The 21962-nt window shown below is 53.2% G+C and carries 1 protein-coding gene (cut by a window edge); it reads right to left on the bottom strand.

The genetic code is table 11. The features are described from left to right. Positions 1 to 68: 68 nt before the first annotated feature. Positions 69 to 21962: the 3' portion of a non-ribosomal peptide synthase/polyketide synthase gene (locus tag AOU00_RS25025; protein ID WP_069291939.1), read on the bottom strand. It continues 20274 nt past the right edge of the window; 21894 of the gene's 42168 nt are visible here — the last part of the coding sequence; its start codon lies beyond the right edge, outside the window — the gene reads right to left on this strand; its stop codon occupies positions 69 to 71.

Here is a 21962-nt window from a genome sequence, read left to right as displayed (position 1 = left end):
AAGGGCAGTCGGACAAGCCGCCGCCCTCTGCACACGCAAAGTGAATTCATTGCATTTAGAAAACGGATTTAGAAAACAAAGTCGATGGAATCCGGCGAGAAGCCTTCCGGTTGCTCGTCCGAGTTCACCTGAATATCGCTTAACAGCAAATCTGGATTGATCCCAACCTGGGACAGGATCGCTATCAAATCTCTGGTTAATCTCTCAATAGCGTCGGCTCCAAACAGCTTCGTGCAATATTCAAACGAACCCTTGATTTCCCCATCTTCATCACTCATGGACAAGGTCAAATCGAATTTGGAGATACGATGCTCCTGAACATACGGGCTGAAGGACAGCGTTTCAAGCTGCGCTTCCGGCGACTCTGTATTTTCCAGTACAAACATGGTGTCAAATAATGGGTTACGGCTTGCATCCCGTGCTACATCCAGCTTGTCCACCAACTCTTCCAGTGGATAATCCTGATGCTCGAAGGCTTGCAGCGTACGATCTCTGGCTTCCTGCAAGTAGCTGTGGAACGTTTGGTTGCCCCTCGGCTGATGCCGGATGGCTAGCGTATTGACGAACATTCCGATCAGTGGCTCCAGCTCAGGCAACAAGCGTCCTGCTACCGGCGTACCGATGATCAAATCGTCCTGACCGCTGTATTTGGACAGCAGAACGGTGTAGGCGCTTAATAGCACCATGTACAGCGTGCTTCCGGTCTGTGCCGCAATTCGGTGCAGTTGCTCGGATACATTTGCGTCCACTGTAAATTCATACATCGCACCCTCGAAGCTGCGAACAGCAGGTCTAGGATAAGCAATTGGCAAATCCAGTACCGGCAATTCTCCGGCTAAATGCTCCAGCCAGAAGTGTTCCCGGCGTTGGTATGATTCACGTTGCATCTCCTGCTGCTGCCATATTGCATAGTCCTTGTACTGAATTTGCAGCGGCTTTAATTCCTGCCCTTCGTACAGTTGTACCAGCTCCTGCACGATATTGTTAGACGATACACCGTCTGAAATAATATGGTGCATGTCGTACATCAGGAGATGGCGCTCTGGTCCAGTTTGAATAAGACGGACACGCAGCAGTGGCGCCTGGCGAAGATCAAAGCTGCGTACAAAGGAATCGATATAGGCTCCGGCTTCGGACTCCCTGGCCTGCAAGTGCTCTAATGCAAACTCCACTTGATCGTAAACCCGCTGAACGACCTCGCCTTCCACCATTTCAAAGGAAGTCCGCAGCGTTTCATGGCGGGCTATTAACTGACGGAACGCATCTTCCAGCCGATCGGCCTGAAGCGGCCCCTCCACGGTTAATACACCCGGCATATTGTAGCTGAGATCCCCACCTTCCAGATGGCTCAAAATGTACAGTCGTTTTTGAGCCGAGGAAACCGGGTAGTACGCCTGTTGCGCCGCCGCAGGGATCACCGTATAGGTGTCTGTACCGTGCGTAGCTATGAGCTGGGCTTGCTGCTCAATCGTAAAGTGTTGGAACACCTCACGCAGCGTAATCCGGCTGTCCAGTTCCTGATGGATTTTGGCCACCAGCGTCGTTGCCCGCAGGGAGTGCCCACCCACGTCAAAGAATGAGTCGGTGACTCCTACGCTGGACAGTTTCAAGACATCCTGCCAGATTTGGGCTAGTTTGGCTTCCAGCGGCGTCCGCGGTGCAACGTACTCCAGGCCTCCTTCGAGACGTGCTTCCGGCGCCGGCAACGCCTTGCGGTCGATTTTCCCGTTCGGTGTCAGCGGGAAACGATCCAGTTGTACCACATACGTCGGGATCATGTAATCCGGCAGCTTCGGCTGCAGCGCATTGCGCAGCTCCGGCAAACTCAGGGACTCTGAAGCTATGATGTAGGCACACAGGTCCTTGTGTCCGTCTTCGTTTTCCCATGCTGTGACCACGGCTTTCTGAATGCCATCCACGGTCAGCAGCTGCGCTTCCACTTCGCCCAGCTCGATCCGGTACCCCCGGATTTTCACCTGGTGGTCGATCCGGCCCAAATACTCAATGCTGCCGTCTGGCAACCACCGTGCCAGGTCGCCCGTCCGGTACATCCGGTTTGCGTGAGTGCTGTCCGCTTGATCGGCTGCTGCCGCATCTGCGAACGGATTCGGGACGAACTTCTCTGCCGTCAGCTCCGGCAGGTTCAGGTATCCTCGTCCGACACCTGCACCTCCGATATAAAGCTCACCTGCGATCCCGATCGGTACCAGCTGTTGCTGGCTGTTCAGGATGTACACAGACTGGTTCGCTATCGGCGTTCCGATGGATACCGTATGCTCCCCTTTTTCCAGCAGTGCGTTCAGGGACTCTACATCTTCAATCGTATAAGCAGTCGCATCTACCGTGGTTTCGGTCGGACCGTACACGTTCGTAATGACCGGACGATACCCGGACCACTTGTGCAGGAACACATTTACCAGCTGCACGGATAATGCTTCGCCACCGATCAGGTAATGCTTCACTTCCGGCGCTTCCGTCACATTGACGCTTTCGTTCAAAATATGCAGATGCGCAGGTGTGCCGTCCGACAGATCAATCCGGTGCGTGCGGTAGTAGGCGATCAAATGCTCTCCACTCAGACTGACGTCACGGGACACCACGTGCAGGGTGTGGCCTAACAGCAAGCTGGCAAAGATTTGCTTCACTGAAGCGTCAAATACAAATGCCGACAGCCATGCGACATGAAGCGGCTGTTCATAACGGCTGTATACTCGCTCCAATAAAGCATCTACCAGATTGCTAACACTGCCCTGCTCGATCATGACCCCTTTCGGCTGGCCGGTGGTACCTGACGTGTAAATCATATAGGCCAGGTTATGCGGGCGGGCGACAGGGATTAGATTGCTCGCATCCTGTGCTCCCAGTTGAGCTTGAACGTCCTCGTCATCCAAGACTACAGCTCGAACTGTGGATGGCAAGCTGAGCGACAGGTTGGCAACTCTGCTTGTAATCACGACCTTGGCCCCACTGTCTTGGAGCATGTAGTCGATGCGCTCCTGTGGATACATCGTATCCATCGGCACATATGCGCCTCCGGCCTTAAGTACCCCCAGAATGCTCACCAGAATATCCGCAGAACGTTCCAGCAATACGCCAACCGGTTGATCTGCTTCGATCCCTTCCGCTTGTAACACACGAGCCAATTGGTTCGCACGCTCATTCAGCTCAGTGTAGGTCAGCGCGGTGGTTCCAGACACAACTGCTATCCGCTCAGGGTTGCGCTTCGCTTGCTCTTCAAAGCGTTCGCTGAGCGAACGTCCTTGCACCTGTCTGTGTTCAGCACAACGCACACTATGTGCGTTCGGGTCATTAAATACCTCCAGAATCTGCACGGTTTCTTCCGCCGTAATCAGTTCCAACTCACCCAGCTTCGCATCCGAGTTCGCCGCTACTGCTTCGGCCAAACGAATAAAGTGGCGTGTCATCCGTTCTACGGTTTCCTGTTGATACAACGCGGTTGCATACTGCAATCCGAACTGGATGCCTGCCTCTTCCTCACTGGCCTCCATCATCAAATCAAACTTGACTGGCGTTTGTTCTAAGCCGTATGGACGGAAGCTCAGGTCCGCCAGCTGCAGCTTGCCTTCCTCAGTCGTTTGCAGGGTAAACATCGTATCGAACAGTGGATGGCGGCTCATATCTCGCTTTACATTTAGCTTTTCCACCAGCTCCTCAAACGGATAGTCCTGATGTTCATAGGCTTGCAGGGCACGCGTCTTCACATCCTCCACGTAGCTTCGGAAGCTTTGCTCTGCCGTCGGATAGTTCCGCAATGCCAACGTTCCGACGAACATCCCAATCATCGGCTCCAGATCCGTATGCGGTCGTCCAGCAATCGGTGTGCCGACTACGATGTCCTCTTGCCCGCTGTATTGGTGTAAGAGCGCGGTGTACGCTGCCAGCAGCACCATATACAGCGTGGAGCCTGTGTTTGCCGCCAGTTCTTTCAGCCGTTCGCTGACTTCACGTTCCAGTCCGAACACCACCGTATCGCCTGCCGTACTTCGTACCGACGGACGGGCAAAGTCCGTCGGTAGATCCAGCACAGGCAGTTCACCCCGGAAGGTGTCGAGCCAGTACGCTTCCTGACGTTGCATCCACTCTTGATGGGCTTTGCTTTGCTGCCATACCGCATAATCCTTGTACTGTATTCGCAATGGCGAAAGCTCTTCACCGTCGTACAAGCGGACAAATTCATCGGTCAGTACTCCCATGGACACACCATCCGAGACGATATGGTGCATATCGAGCATGAGCAAATGCTGCGATTCCTGCTCGGTTCCTTGTACACCCAAATCTACCAAGCCTACCCGCAGCAGCGGAGCGGCTTGCAGATCGAACGGACGTACAAACTGTTGCACACGTTCTTGTACTTCCTGACTGGCCATCGTGTCCGCAGTTGCACCCTCTATCTGGACCTTCGTATACTCCACCTCGAACGGCACGGTGTCCTCAATCCATTGCACCGGCTCACTGTCCACCAGTGCAAAGCGGGTACGCAAGGTCGCATGACGGGCGATTAATTGACGGAACGCGTCTTCTACCCGTTTCACATCCAGCGGTCCGCTCACTTGCAGCACCGACGGCATGTTGTAGTTCACATCATTCGGGTCGAATTGATGCAGCACATACAGTCGTTTTTGCGCCGAAGATAAGGGGTAGAAGTTGCGTTCTTCCGTTACCGGAATGGACGCATATGTTACTTGATCCAGACCTTCCATGACCGTTGCCAGTTGTTCAATCGTTGGCGCTTCAAAAATACTGCGCAGTGGAAGCGGCTTGTTCAGCTCCTTGTGAATTTTCGAGGCCAGCGTCGTCGCCCTCAGCGAGTGTCCGCCAATCTCGAAGAAGTTTTCCTTCACACCGACCTGCGCCAGACCCAGCACATCCTGCCAAATTTGCGCCAGCTTCACTTCCACCCATGTCCGCGGTGCAACATAATCAGCTCCGCTTTGCAGGCTGCCTTCCGGTGCTGGCAGTGCCTTGCGGTCGATTTTGCCATTCGGAGTTAACGGCATCTGCTCCAGCTGTACCAGATAGGAAGGGACCATGTAACCCGGTAGCTTCTGGCTCAAAGCGCTGCGCAGTTCACTTGCCACAACTTCCCCATCGGCGACCACATAAGCGCAGAGCTGCTTCTGCCCTTGCTCATCTTCACGCGCGATGACCACAGCTTCTTGCACCGCTTCCAGCTTCAACAGCTGCGTTTCTACCTCGCCCAGTTCGATCCGGTAGCCCCGAATTTTCACCTGTGCGTCGATCCGTCCCTTATATTCCAGCGTCCCGTCCACATTCAAGCGTACCAGGTCGCCTGTGCGATAGCAGCGTTCTCCGCTGCGGAACGGGCTGTCGATGAACTTTTCGGACGTCAGGTCCGGACGGTTGCGGTATCCACGTGCCACCCCGTCACCGCCGACGATCAGCTCACCCCATACCCCGACGGGCTGAAGCCGCATCGAACGGTCCACGACATACGCTGTCGAATTATGGATCGGTCTGCCAATTGGCACCGATTCCGATTGCATACCAGTGATCGCATGCACTGTGGAAAAGGTCGTATTTTCGGTCGGGCCATAGATGTTACTGATCCGCAAGGATGGATGAGCCTCCAGCACCCGGTTCATATGTGGTACGGACATCACATCACCGCCTACCAGCAGCTCCCATACCCCCTCGAACAGCGCCAGATCCTGCTGGGACAGCTGGTTAAAGAGCGGTGTAGTCAGAAACATCGTGGTAATGCCGTGGCTACGCACAGCTTCCTTAAGCTTGGGGGCGTCCAAAATGACATCCTGGCTCACTAGCACCAGCTGTCCACCATTCAATAGCGCCCCCCAAATTTCGAAGGTGGATGCGTCGAAAACAATAGCCCCTGTCTGTAAAATGCGCGTGTCGGCATCTAATTGCGCGTAGTTTGTATTTTTCACCAAACGTACGACATTACGATGCTCCACCATAACGCCTTTCGGCTGCCCCGTCGTACCCGACGTATAAATGACATACGCCAGATCGTTTGGACCAGACAACGACTCCAGATTGGAAGCATCCTCGTGATACACACTCTGTGCCCCATTCAGCACCAGCACGTTACCATCGAAAGCTACTTTATCCACCAGATGGTTTTGCGTTAACAACAGCTTCGCCCCCGAATCGTCTAGCATGTAGCGGATACGTTCCTCCGGATACGTCGGATCGATGGGCACATATGCACCCCCGGCTTTCAAAATGCCTAAGATCCCCACGATCAAGTCTACCGAACGTTCGGTCATCAGACCCACCAGGCGATCCTTCGTCACGCCTTGACTACGCAAGGTGCGCGCCAGACGATTCGCACGTGCATTCAGCTCGCGATAGGTCAACTGCTCTCCTTCGAAGAACAACGCTGGCTGTTCCGGTGTCTGCGCCGTTTGTGTCTCGAACAAGCCATGGATCGTTTGCCCGCTTGGATACTCAGCAGCTGTATCTCCCCATACGCGGAGAATTTGCTCGCGCTCCTGCTCACTTACCATATCCAGCTCATGCACTCGAATGTCCGGCTTCGCCACCACCTGCTCCAACAGCTGTACCAGATGGCCCTGAGTCCGTTCAACAGCTTCTCGATCATATCGCTTCGCATTGTATTCAAATCGGATTTTCATCGCTTCCTGCGGCATAACGACCAGATTGAAATCATAGTTGGTTTGTTCAATCATGCCGGCATTGCGAATTTCAAAATCCGACTCTGCACCTTCGCCAAGTTGCTCGACCTGCTCCTCCACCGGATAGTTTTCAAACACGATAATGTGGTTGATCAGATCTTGCTTTTGCTCGCTCAAGGCTTGAATTTCATACAGCGGATACGTTTCATAATCTTGAGAAGTCAGCGCCTGCTGCTGATTCGTTCTGATCATGTCAGCAAAGGTGTCCTCAGCCCCACTGCGGATACGTATTGGAATGGTGTTAATGAACAAGCCCACCATATTTTCGATCCCCGTAATATCCGCTGGACGACCAGACACTACACCGCCAAAAACAGCGTCGTCACTACCGTTGTACTTTTGGAGCAGCAAGCCCCAAGCTGTTTGCAGCAATGTATTCGGGGTCACGTGGTGCTGCTTGGCCACCATTTCCATACGTCCGGTCAACTCCTTGCCCAGATCGCACAGGATATGCTCAAATTGTGCATCGTCCGCCTTCACGCCTACTTTTCCGGTCGGAATCGAAGTTTGCTGATCATAGCCGAGCAAATAATCCTTCCAGTACGCAGCTGCTGCTTCTACATCCTGTGCTTCAAGCCACTCAATATACTGACTGTATGGAGTCACGGGGGCAAGCTTCGGCTCTCTATGCTCCACGGCTGCAAAATAAGCCTCAAACACCTCATCCGTGACTAACGCCACACACCAGCCATCCATCAAGATGTGATGAGAGCTCCACACAAAATAATAATCCTCATCACCTGTTCGTAAAATCGCCACGCGCATCAACGCATCCCGGGACAAATCGAACCCGGCTGCCTTGTCCTTGCGAATAAATTCCTTCACATACGCGTCACGCTCCTGCTCATTCAGATGACGCAAATCTTCACATTTAAAACCAACATCCTTGCGGCGGAAAATAACCTGCACAAGCTCATCCTGCCAACCGCTGATGAAATTAGCTCTAAATATTTCATGCCGCTGTGCCAAATGATTCAAGCTATCTTGGAAAATATCCGCTTGGAAGCGTCCGTGCAAATCAAAGGTCGTTTGTTCAAAATAAGCACCTGACGCTGCATCCATCAGACTATGGAACAACATGCCTTTTTGCATCGGCGTCAGCGCATAGACATTTTCCAGTTCCCCCATGTCACGTGTCCGTTCTACCAATTGATCCAGCTCGGCCATGGTTACATGTTTAAGCATGACATCGCTTGGCGTCAGCTCTTGCTGTTTGCGGCTTATGCAATGCGTAATGATTTCCTGCAAACTGATTCTAAACTCTTCAGCTAGCTGCTCCATCGTTTCACGACGATATTCCTGCTTGCTGTAGCTGATCGTCAATTGCAGTTCGCCTTCCGAAATCAGTCCGTTCATATCCAGCGTGTGCGATCTGGCTGCATGGGCGCTAAGCTCTGCACCGCTAGCGTAAGGAGATACGCCAATGGATTGATTTTGCATATCTTGGTCAAATTGTCCCAAATAGTTAAAGCTGATTTCAGGTTCGGTTACAAAACGCTCTTGCTCACGTGCTGCGGACAGGTATCTCAACATACCGTAGCCGATGCCCTTTTGCGGAATGCGGCGTAGTCCTTCTTTCACATGTTTGATGCGCTGTGAAAGGTCTTGCCCCACGCTCATATCGAGCACAACCGGGAATTGGGTCGTAAACCAGCCCACGGTGCGCGTAATATCCAGTTCTGGCAAAATGGATTCCCGTCCATGGCCTTCCAGGCTCACGAGCACTCGTTCCAGGCCCGCCCAGCGATGAATCGTCAGCCCCAATGCGGTAAGCAGCACATCATTCATCTCCGTGTTGTAGGCACGATGCGCTTGTTTTAACAGCTGCTCCGTTTCCTGAGCTGTCCACGTAACTGTAATGTTCTCGCTGTCCCTATTGAAGGAATGAGAAGGGGACTCGTCTTTTGGAAGCGGCTGATATACGCCTTGTTCCATTTCCTGCCAGAATGCGAGTTCTGCTGCCATAGCCGGACTGTTCGCATATTGAGACTGCCCATCCGCCCAGGTGCGGAACGAATCCGTTTTGTGCGGAAGACGAGCTGCTTGTCCGTTCAATGCCTGCTCATAGGCGGTCGTAATATCCTCGAACAAAATGCGCCAAGATACGGTATCCACCACTAAGTGATGAATCGCTATCAGCAAATGATCTCCATCGGGGCAATGGAACAGCCCCAGCTTCACCAGCGGTCCTTCGCTTAAATGAATGCCCGCCTGAATTTCATTCACTTTGGCCTCGATCGCCGCAGATACCTCAGACTCATTTCTGAAGTCGGCCCGATCCAGCGTATATAGCTCGCCCTCACCGACCGCGCGGTTCCAAGCTTCATATCCGCGCTCCGTAGGTCGGAAAATGATACGCAGTGCGTCGTGATGGCTAACGATTTGATCCATCGCCGTGCGCAATGCCAGTTCATCAAAACCGTCCTTGCTATGCAGCATAATGGACTGGTTATGATGATGAGCATCCGTCAGGTTCTGCTCAAAGAACCATTGTTGAACAGGTGTCAGTTTCACAGCGCCCACCACTTCGCTCTGATCCGCCAATCGGGTCACCGATTGAACTTTCAGTGCCAAGGCAGACACGGTTGGATGACTGAACAGGTCTTTCATCTCCAGTCGATAACCTGCTTGCAGCAATCGGGAGGATACTTGCAAGGCTTTGATCGAATCGCCACCCAGCTCGAAGAAGTTATCCTGCGTGCCTACCGCTTCCACGCCGAGTACTCCGGCCCATACCGCAGCCAGCACTTGCTCCACCGTGGTACGCGGTGCCACATAGGCTGCACCGGTATGAATACTTCCTTCCGGTTCCGGCAAGGCCTTGCGGTCGATTTTGCCGTTGCTCGTCAGGGGGATCGTCTTCAGTCGCATCAAACGTGCAGGCACCATATGTGCTGGCAGCCCGGCTTCCAGCTCGGCCTGTACCTCCTCAATCCGCAGCTCGGCTTCTCCCGTGATGTATCCGCACAAGTACTTGTGTCCACGTTCATCCGTCCGGTCGATGACTACCGCTTGACGCACGCCCGGCACCCGCTGGATCGCCGTTTCAATCTCGCCCAGCTCGATCCGGTAGCCCCGGATTTTCACTTGATAATCCATCCGCCCGATAAAGTCCACATTGCCGTCCGGCATCCACCGCGCCAGGTCACCTGTGCGATACAATCGTTCACCCGATACGTACGGGTTCGCTACGAATTTCTCGGCTGTCAGGTCCGTACGATTCAGGTAGCCTCGTGCTACCCCGGCACCGCCAATGCACAGCTCGCCCAGTACGCCGATCGGCACCGGATTCAACTGGCTGTCCACAATGTAGAAGCGGGCGTTCAGCCACGCCTGACCAATCGGTACATTGCCGCTACTTGGCAGCTTCGACAGCTCTTCGTCGTAGAAGCTGGAGTCAATCGCCGCTTCCGTGACGCCGTAGCTGTTCATAATCCGGATATCCGCGCCAAACCGTTCTTGCAGCACCCGGTAGTCTGTCACGCTGCAGCTATCCGAGCTGGTAATCAGCAATTCCAGACTGCTCATGTCCAGTCCCTGTTCATACACATGCTGCATAAACGGTACGATCAGGGCCGGGGTCGATTCGAACACCGTAATCTGGTAGTCGCGAATCCAGCCATATAGACGGCTTGGGTCGATGCGATCATCTTTCGGACAGATAACCATCGTTCCGCCGTTATAAAGCGTCCGCGCGATATCCCCGACGAACACGTCGAAGGAGAAGCTCGCCAGTTGCAACAGTCGTACCGGGAACTGGTTCAGACGGTAATCCCGGCGATAGGCCGCAGCCGTATTCACCAAACTGCGATGCTCAATCATGACCCCTTTCGGACGTCCCGTTGTCCCGGAGGTGTAGATCACATACGCCAGATCCTGCGGTTCGTTGATGTGCTCTACATCAGCGGTATCTCCGGTGTACAGCGACTCATCGTCCAACGCCAGTACGGTATGCAGACGTATCCCCGTTGCGGATTCGGATGTAGTTTTGCTTTCATCCAGCCAGACCTGTGCACGCTCCTGCAAGTCCGTTTGGGTCAACAGTACCGTCGCACCGCTATCCTCCAGCATGAAACGAATACGTTCGGACGGATAGTCTGCATCTAGCGGCACATAGGCGCCTCCAGCCTTCCACACCGCCAGTACGCCGACCAGCATGTCTACCGAACGTTCACTCAAAATGCCGACCATCAACTCGCGTCCAATGCCTTCATTTCGCAGTCTACGGGCCAATTGGTTCGCACGCTCGTTCAGTGTGCGGTACGTCAGTTGTTGTTCCTCGTACACCACCGCCACGTGATCCGGTACAAGCTGCGCCTGTTCTTCCACAAAGGTATGGAACAAGGCTTCTGCTTCAACAGCAGCAACATTCGATACCCCCACATCTCCAAAACCGTAGATGATTTGTGCCTTCTCCTCGACGGTTACCATTTCCAAAGCTGCCAGTGGCTGCTGCGGATGAAGGGTAATTGCACGTACGAGTTCAGTAAAATGCTGTGCCAATCGCGCGATGGTTTCAGGCTTGTACAGCGCTGTGCTGTATTCCAGACTGCACAGAATGCCTTCCGGCTGCTCCACTGCATCCAAGGTCAGATCAAATTTGGCCGTATGATTGTCCGTCGGATACGTTTTAAAGGTCAGACCCTCCAGCTCGAACTCCTGCTGTTCAAATGTTTTCAGCTCAAACATCGTGTCAAACAGCGCATTCCGGCTCGTATCCCGCGTTAAATTCAGCTTTTCAACCAGTTCTTCAAAAGGATATTCCTGATGTTCATAAGCACTGAGCGCATGCTCTTTGACCTCTTGCAGATAATCCAGGAACGTTTTGTCGCCAGACGGATAATTGCGGATCGCCAGCGTGTTGAGGAATACGCCTACCAAGCCCTCCAGTTCCGCATGCGGTCTTCCGGCAATCGGCGTGCCGACAATAATATCCTCCTGCCCCGAATATTTATGCAAGAGCGTGCTATATGCTGCTAGCAACACCATGTATAAGGTGGAGCCGGTTTGCGCGGCCAGCTGTTTCAACTGCTCGCTGTCCTCCAAGCTGATCGCAAATTCCAATCGAGCTCCTTCCAGACGCTGTACGGCTGGTCTTGCAAAATCCGTTGGCATATCCAGTGCTGGAATGTCACCAGCCATCGTGTTCAGCCAGTAGCTTTCCTGCTCACGAAGACGTTCACTTTGCATATCGGCATGCTGCCAAACCGCATAGTCCTTGTACTGGATGCGCAGAGGCGGCAGTTCCTTGCCTTCATACAATTGAGAGAACTCCTGCACGATAATTCCTTCAGTCACGCCATCCGAAATAATATGGTGCATGTCATAGAGCATAACGTGACGCTCCGGTCCGGTTTCCACCAACTGAACCCGCAGCAACGGTGCTTGTGCGAGATCAAATGCACGTACAAAGTCCAATGCATACTGCTGGGTCTCTTCTTCGCTTGCCTGCACATGCTCCACGTTGAATGCGACGCCCGATTCAATCCGTTGAATCACCTCGCCATCCACCATGTCGAATCGGGTTCGCAGGGCTTCATGACGGGCAATCAGCTGGCGGAAGGCTTGCTCCAGTCGCGTTTTATCCAAGGAACCTTCAATGATCAAAGCGCCCGGCATATTGTAGCTAACCTCTCCGCCTTCCAGGTGACTCAGCACGTACATCCGTTTTTGCGCCGAGGAAACCGGATAATATGCACGTTCCTCCGCAACAGGGATGGATACATACGTTTGCTGTGTCTGATCTTCTCCCATCACCTGCACCAGTTGCTCAATTGTTGGATATTGGAAAATATCTCGCAGCGTCAGCTTGTAATTCAGCTCCTGATGGATTTTCGCCATCAGAGTTGTCGCGCGCAGAGAATGTCCTCCGACTTCAAAGAAATGGTCCTTAATACCGATCTGCGGATGATTCAGAACACTTTGCCAAATACGTACCAACTGCTCTTCCAGCGGTGTCCGCGGTGCCACGTACGCTGTGCCTCCTTCGAGGCGCGCTTCCGGCGTAGGCAACGCTTTGCGGTCAATTTTCCCGTTTGGTGTCAGCGGGAAATGATCCAGTTGTACGACATATGTCGGGATCATATAACCCGGCAGCTTGGGCTGCAGCATGTTGCGCAGCTCGGGCAAATTCAGCGCCTCAGAGGCTACGACATACGCACACAAATCCTTGTCTCCATCTTCGTTTTCCCAGGCGGTGACGATGGCTTTCTGAATGCCGTCCACGGTCAGCAGCTGTGCTTCCACCTCGCCCAGTTCAATCCGGAAGCCCCGGATTTTGACCTGATCATCCATCCGGCCGATAAAGTCCACATTGCCGTCCGGCATCCACCGCGCCAAATCGCCTGTGCGGTACAATCGTTCACCTGGTATATATGGATTCGCTACGAATTTCTCGGCGGTCAGGTCTGCACGATTCAGGTAGCCTCGTGCCACCCCGGCTCCGCCAATGCACAGTTCACCCAGTACGCCGATCGGCACCGGATTCAGCTGGCTGTCCACGATGTAGAAGCGGGCGTTCAGCCACGCCTGACCAATCGGCACATTGCCGCTGCTTGGCAGCTTCGACAATTCTTCGTCGTAGAAGCTGGAGTCAATCGCCGCTTCCGTGACGCCGTAACTGTTCATAATGCGGATATCCGCGCCAAACCGTTCTTGTAACACCCGATAATCCGTCACACTGCAGCTATCCGAGCTGGTGATCAGCAGTTCCAGACTGCTCATGTCTAGCCCCTGTTCATGCACATGCTGCATAAACGGTACGATCAGGGCCGGAGTCGATTCGAATACGGTAATCTGGTAATCGCGAATCCAGCCATACAATCGGCTAAAATCAATCCGATCGTCTTTCGGACAAATGACCATCGTGCCGCCGTTATAGAGCGTCCGCGCGATATCCCCGACGAATACGTCGAAGGAGAAGCTCGCCAGCTGCAGTAGTCGTACCGGGAACTCGCTCAGACGGTAATCTCGGCGATACGCCGCAGCCGTATTCACCAAGCTGTGATGCTCAATCATGACCCCTTTCGGGCGTCCTGTTGTCCCGGACGTGTAAATGACATACGCCAGATCCTGCGGTTCGTTAATAGGCTCGATATCGGTGGTATCTCCGATGTACAGCGACTCATCATCCAACGCCAGTACGGTATGCAGACGCACGTTCGCTGCGGATTCGGATGCTGCTTCGCTGTCAGGTGGCGAATCTGCTGTTCCATTCAGGGTTCCATGGAGAGTACCTGATTCCATCGTTTCAACGCCAGCTACTGTTCCCAACTCGACCTCAGACTGCCCTCCGGCCAAGGCCTGTCGGCTTTCCTCCAGCCATGCCTGCGCGCGCTCCTGCAAGCCGATTTGCGTCAGCAGCACCGACGCACCGCTGTCCTCCAGCATGAAACGAATACGTTCGGACGGATAGTCTGCATCCAGCGGCACATAGGCGCCTCCAGCTTTCCACACCGCCAATACGCCGACCAGCATGTCCACCGAACGTTCACTCAAAATGCCAACAATCGACTCGCGGCCAACGCCTTCATTCCGCAATCTCCGCGCCAATTGGTTCGCGCGCTCGTTCAGTTTCCGGTACGTAAGCTGCTGCTCCTCGTACACCACCGCCACGCGATCCGGCACAAGCTGCGCCTGTTCTTCCACATAGGTGTGGAATAAGGCTCCTGCTTCAGCAGCAGCAACATCCGATACCCCCACATTTCCAAAACCATAGATGATTTGTGCTTTTTCCTCGGCAGGTACCATCTCCAAAGCTGCCAGTGGCTGTTGTGGATGCAGTGTAATTGCACGTACAAGTTCGGTAAAATGCTGTGCCAATCGCGCAATCGTCTCAGGCTTGTACAGCGCCGTGCTGTATTCCAGACGGCACAGAATGCCTTCTGGCTGCTCTATTGCATCCAAGCTCAGATCAAATTTGGCCGTATGATTTTCCAGCGGATACGAATGTAAGGTCAGACCTTCCAGCTGCAACTCCTGCTGCTCCAATGTTTTTAACTCAAACATCGTGTCAAACAGCGCATTTCGGCTCGTATCCCGCGTTAAATTCAGCTTTTCAACCAACTCTTCAAAAGGATAGTCCTGATGCTCATAAGCACTGAGCGCATGCTCCTTCACCCCTTGCAGATAATCCAGGAACGATTGGTCGCTAGACGGATAATTGCGGATTGCCAGCGTGTTGATGAAGACACCTACCAGACTCTCCAGTTCCGCATGTGGTCTTCCAGCAATCGGCGTGCCTACTACGATATCTTCTTGGCCTGTGTATTTATGCAAGAGCGTAGTGTACGCCGCCAGCAGCACCATATACAAGGTTGATCCTGTTTGCGAAGCCAGTTCTTTCAGGCGTTCGCTAACTTCACGCTCCAGTCCGAATTCGATCGTATCCCCTGCCGTACTCTGCACCGCCGGACGGGCAAAGTCGGTTGCCAGATCCAGCACAGGCACGCCGCCCCGGAAGGTACCCAGCCAGTACGCTTCCTGACGCTGCATCCACTCCTGGTGGGTTTCGCTTTGCTGCCATACCGCATAATCCTTGTACTGAATCCGCAATGCCGGTAGCTCTTCACCGCCATACAAGCGGACAAATTCATCGGTCAGTACCTCCATCGACACACCATCCGAAACGATATGGTGCATATCGAGCATGAGTAAATGCTGGGATGCCTGCTTTGCTCCTTGTGCGCCCAGATCCACCAAGCCTACCCGCAGCAGCGGTGCAGCTTTCAGATCGAACGGACGCACAAACTGTCGTACCCGTTCTTGTGCTTCCTGGCTGATCGTCGTGTCCGTAGCTGTATCCAAATCTGTAGATGTGTCCTGATCTGTATCCGTAGTCGCACGCTCTACCTGTACCTTCGTATATTCCACTTTGAACGGCACGGTGTCCTCAACCCATTGCATTGGCTCGCTGTCGATCAGCTCAAAGCGGGTACGCAAGGTTGCATGGCGGGCGATCAATTGACGGAACACGTCTTCTACTCGTTTTACGTCCAGCGGACCGCTCACTTGCAGCACCGACGGCATGTTGTAGTTCACATCACTTGGATCAAACTGATGCAGCACATACAGTCGTTTTTGCGCCGAAGATAACGGGTAGAAGCTACGATCTTCCGTTACCGGAATGGACGCATATGTTACTTGATCCAGACTTTCTAACACCGTTGCCAGTTGCTCAATCGTTGGTGCTTCAAAAATACTGCGCAGTGGAAGCGGCTTGTTCAGCTCCTTGTGAATCTTCGAGGCCAGTGTCGTCGCCCGCAGCGAGTGTCCGCCAATCTCGAAGAAGTTTTCCTTCACACCGACCTGCGTGAGGCCCAGCACATCCTGCCAAATGTGCGCCAGCTTCACTTCCACCCACGTCCGCGGTGCGACATAATCAGCTCCGCTTTGCAGGCTGCCTTCTGGTGCTGGCAGGGCTTTGCGGTCAATTTTGCCATTTGGACTCAGCGGCATTTGTTCCAGCTGTACAAAGTACGACGGCACCATGTAGCTTGGCAGCTCCCGGCCCAGCTCACTTCTCAGCTCACTGGCTCCTATCTCTTGCCCCGCAACATAGTACGCCACCATTTGTTTTTGTCCCGTTTCATCCGCACGCGCCGTGACGACCGCTTCGCGTACCGATTCCACTTGGAGCAGCTGCGATTCGACCTCGCCCAGTTCAATCCGGTAACCCCGGATTTTGACTTGATGGTCGATCCGGCCCAGATATTCAATGTTGCCGTCCGGCATCCATCTCGCCAAATCGCCTGTGCGGTACATCCGTTCATAGCCTGCTTCCCCGCTGGCAAACGGGTCGGCTACGAATTTCTCGGCCGTCAGCTCTGGACGGTTCAGATAGCCTCGGGCTACGCCGACACCACCGATGCACAGTTCGCCCGCAACCCCAATCGGCTGCAATTGCTCCGTGCCTTCCTTCACGATGTACAGACGAATATTCTGAATCGGTTTCCCGATCGGAATAACTCCATATTCCTCATCCGGTTCACAATCAAAGTACGATACGTCCACCGTCGCTTCGGTTGGACCGTACAGGTTGATCAGTTTCGCTCCAGCCAGGCTCGACACAAGCCGCTGGAATCGGGCCACATGCTGTGGCGGCAACGCTTCGCCGCTGGCAAAGACATGGCGCAGCGTGCCCAGCTTCGCTTGCATCACTTCCCGTGGCTGCTGCTCCACGTACTCCAGGAACGCATGCAGCATGGCGGGAACAAAGTGCATCGTGCTCACGCCATCGCGGGCAATCGTATCTACGATGTCTTCCGGGTTCTTTTCCCCACCTACCGACAGCAAGCTCACCTTCGAGCCGACCAGCGACCACCAGAACAACTCCCACACCGACACGTCAAAGGTGAAGGCGGTCTTTTGCAAGATCGTATCTTCTGCACTCAAGCCGTATCGATTATGCATCCACAAAATCCGGTTCAGCACGGAATGGTGCTCCACCATCACGCCCTTCGGTTTTCCCGTGGAGCCGGAGGTATAGATGACATAGGCTACATGGTGCGGTCCGGCCAGTGGCTCCAGATTCGAACCGTCTTCGTGGTAAATGTCTTGGCCATCCTGCTCATGATGATCCAGCACCAGCACCTGGCCGTCGAAACTCAGTGAGGCTTGCTCCGCCAAATGCGACTGCGTCAGTACCAGCTTCGCTCCTGAATCCTCCAACATAAAGCGGATACGGTCTGCCGGATATTCTGGATCAATTGGCACGTAGGCTCCGCCTGCCTTGAGGATCGCATAAATACCTACGATCATGTCCAGAGAACGGTGAGCCAGTATGCCTACAGGCTGATCCGGTTGGACGCCTTCCGCACGCAAAGTGCGTGCGAGTCGGTTCGCGCGCTCATTCAACTCCGCGTAGGTCAACGATTCCGATCCGCACAACACTGCTGCCTGATCCGGTGTATTCGCGGCCTGCTGCTCGAACAGCGCACTTAACGTTTGATCCTGCGGATAGGTTGCCGCCGTATCCCCCCAGACCTGAACGATCTGTGCTTGTTCTTCCGGTGTCACCAATTCCAGCTCATTCACACGAATATGCGGATTGTTCACGATTTGCTCGATGACATGCAGTACATGTCCCTGCATCCGCTCTATTGTAGACCGATCGTATACATTGGCGTTGTACCTGAACATGATGCGGAATGTTTCATCGGGCATCACAATCAAGTCCAGATCATAGTTCGTTTGCTCAACAACCTCTACATTCGTAATTTCAAAAGCGGATGGACGAACTTCACCAAGCTGCTCGACTTGCTCCTCTACCGGATAGTTCTCAAATACCATAATGTGGTTTATTAGATGCTGCTTCTGCTCGGTCAGCGCCTGAATTTCATACAGCGGGAAGCTGTCATAGGCTCCCGAAGCCAACGCTTGCTCCTGCGTTTTCCGCATCACTTCCACAAAAGTGGCATTCCGTTCACTTTGAATCCGAACCGGGATGGTATTAATGAACAGACCGATCATATGCTCTACACCAGCAATATCCGTCGGACGTCCAGAAACGACACTGCCGAACACAACATCCTCATTGTTGTTATATATCTGCAAAATCAGGCCCCACACGCTCTGCATCAGCGTATTAATCGTGACCTGCTGCTGCTTCGCAATCCGGTGTATGGCTTTGCTCCACGTTGGGTCCAGATCTACCGTTATTTTTTCAGAAATATATTCGCTGGTTTCACCCGATGTAGTGGATACAGTATTAGCCGCTTGGTCTTTCGATGAAGTATCCGATCCAGGTAACAACGTCTGCTGTTCAAAGCCGGCCAAATAGCTGCTCCAATATTCTTTTGCTGCACGCTCATCCTGACGCCCCAGCCATTCGATATATTGGCCATATGGTGTGATAGGAGCAAGCTCCGACTGCTTCTGCTCCAGCAGCGCAAAGTACGTACCAAACACTTCACCCGTAACGAGCGATAAGCACCAGCCATCCATGACAATATGATGGAAGCTCCAGACCAAATGATACGTTTCTTCATGGGTTTGCAATACCTGTACGCGCATGAGTGCATCCGTACCAAGATTAAAGCCCCTAGCCTGGTCCTCTTGCTTAAACGCCTGGATATATGCCTGTTGCTCCGCTTCCTGCATTTCCCGTATATCCTGGAAAGAAAGGTCGCTATCTTTGTGACGGAATACGATCTGCAATGGCTCCTGACTGTGCCCTGTCTCAAACATATGGAAATTCGTTCGCAGCGCTTCATGACGCTGTGTCAGTACATCCAGACTCTTGCGGAAAATTTCAACATCAAAGCTGCCTTTTTGATCAAACGAGGCTTGCTGGAAGTAGGCGCCTGACTGCGGCTCCATTAGATTATGGAACAGCATCCCCTTCTGCATAGGCGAAAGAGCATATACATTTTCCAGCTCGCCCACAGAAGCTGTTTGCTCTGTCAATTGTTCCAGCTGCCTAAGCGTCAAGCCTTTGAACAATACATCACTTGGTGTTAGCTCACTCCGCTCTTTGGAGGCACAATGAGCGATCACTTCCTGCAAGCTTTCCTGCAGCAACTGCGCAAATTTTTCTACATTTTGCTGATGATATACCTTACTGTCATAGCGAATTTCCAGTGTCAGCGCGCCCGCTGTAATCATTCCGTTCACATTCAAAGGATGCTCCAGTACGGTATGGTCACTCATCGGCTCTCCACCTGAATGTGAAGACAGCGTAATATCCCCATTTTCCAAGTCCTGATCAAATTGTCCCAAATAGTTAAAGCTAATTTCAGGCTGCAGGGTCCATGAAGAATTAGCATCTTCCTGAGACATATATTTCAAAATGCCGTAGCCAATACCCTTATGCGGTACATGGCGCAGGTCTTCCTTCACCCGCTTGATTCGCTGCCCGACTGCTGCCTTTCCGTCCACATCCAGCAGCACCGGATATTGGCTTGTAAACCAGCCCACGGTACGGGTGATGTCGATATCTGGAACAATGGCTTCCCGGCCATGTCCCTCCAGATTGACCAGCACACGCTCCTGACCGCTCCAGTTATATACCGCTGTGCCGAGTGCGGTTAACAGCAGATCATTAACCTCGGTGTGGTACGCACGATGTGCTTCCTGAAGCAGCAGTCGTGTTTCCTGTTCACTCCAAGCCACGGTCACCGTCGCAGTGTCTCTGATTAGAGAATGTTGTCCCTCCGCTCTCTCTTGATCCTTAGGCAACGATGCGACTTCCATTTGAGCGAGATGCTGCCAATATTCGCGTTCATTTTCGATCGCCGGACTATTCGCATATTGTGATAAGCGCTCTGCCCAAGCGGAGAAAGAGTCCGTTTTATAAGGCAGGCGAATCGCTTCTCCCCGCACGGCCTGCTCATATCCCGTGGCAAAATCCTCAAACACAATTCGCCACGAAATCCCGTCTATGACCAAATGGTGAATGGCAATCAGTAAATGATCTCCATCCATGCAGCGGAAAAGTCCCAGCTTCACCAGCGGTCCTTCGTCCAGACGAATGGAACTTTGGATGGCATTGGCTTTCATTTCAATGGCTGCTGCAACATCTGTAATGTTTTGCACATCCGTCAGATCAACAACGTCCAGACGATACAGCTCGCCTTCGTTCAAACCGCGATTCCACGCTTCATAGCCCTGTTCGGTCTGACGGAAGACCATACGCAAAGCATCATGATGCTCCGTTACCTTGGTCACCGTTTGATGCAATGCGGCTTCATCGAAGCCTTGTGCTCTATACAGCATCACCGACTGGTTGAAATAATACGGCTCTGCTGAGGATTGTCCAAAGAACCATTGTTGAATCGGAGTCAGCTTAACGCTTCCCGAAACCACACGCTGATCGGCTGTACGGCTGACCTTGTGTACATGACCGCTCAGCAGCGAGATGGAAGGATATTGGAACAAATCCTTCATGTCCAGCTTGTAGCCCGCTTGCAGCAAACGGGAGGATACCTGGATCGCTTTGATCGAATCGCCGCCCAGATCGAAGAAATTATCCAGAATTCCGACTCTCTTGGCTCCTAATACAGCCTGCCAAATCGAAACCAAAGTCTGCTCCAGCGCTGTGCGCGGCTCTGCATAATCCGCTCCGCTTTGCAGGCTGCCTTCTGGTGCCGGCAGGGCCTTGCGGTCGATTTTACCGTTCGGCGTCAGTGGCATTTGTTCTAGCTGGATGAAATACGAAGGCACCATGTAGTTTGGTAGCTCCTCGCCCAGTAAGCTGCGTAGCTCACCAGCGCTTACTTCCCGTTCAGCAACATAGTACGCCACCAGTTGGTTTTGTCCCTGCTCGTCCGCCTGGGCCAGTACGATGACCTCTTGTACGTCCTCCACTTTCAAAATTTGTGCCTCAACCTCGCCCAGCTCGATCCGGTAGCCCCGGATTTTCACCTGATGGTCGATCCGGCCCAAATATTCGATGTTGCCGTCTGGCATCCATCTCGCCAAGTCACCCGTACGGTACATTCGTTCATAGCCGGCTTCGCCAGCCGCAAACGGGTTCGATACAAATTTCTCAGCCGTCAGCTCTGGACGATCTAGATAACCCCGAGCCAGACCCGGACCGGACACGCACAGTTCACCCGCGACGCCTACCGGAGCCAAATGTCCATGCACATCCACCATGTATACCCGATGATTCGGCACAGGGCGTCCGATGGAAATCAGTTGTCCAGCTCTCTCATCCTGGGATACCGGCCAGATGGACGTCGCCACTGAATTTTCGGTTGGACCGTAGCCGTTGTAGTACGCCACCTGATCCTTCCACTTGTACACCAGCTCGGTTGAAGATGCTGAACCCGCCGTAAACAAAATACGCAGGTTTGGCATCCGTTCTGGCTCCAGATACACCGCATAGGTCGGCGGCAAAGCTGCTACCGTGATTTGGTGATTCGCCATATATTGCTCAAACCGCTCGTAGTTCAAAATCGTCTCTGACGTTGGTACATACAGTGTGGCTCCACAGAAGAGTGCCTGGAAGATTTCCCAGCAAGCCGCATCAAACGAATAGCTGGCGAACAGCAACGCATGATCCGACGTGCTCATCCGAAGCGTCTGATCAAAATACGTTTTCAGATTGCACAGCCCATGATGCTCCAGCATTACACCCTTCGGCTGCCCCGTTGTACCCGACGTGTAGATCACATACGCTAGATCGTTCGGACCGGACCACGGTTCCAGATTGGAATGATCCTCATGGTACACATCCTGCGTTTCATCCAGCACCAGCATGCGGCCGTCAAACGTGACTTTGTCTACCAGATGACTTTGTGTCAACAGCAACTTCGCTCCCGA

The organism is Paenibacillus polymyxa, assembly GCF_001719045.1.
Lineage (GTDB): Bacteria > Bacillota > Bacilli > Paenibacillales > Paenibacillaceae > Paenibacillus > Paenibacillus polymyxa_B.
This window is presented reverse-complemented; position numbering and strand designations above follow the sequence as displayed.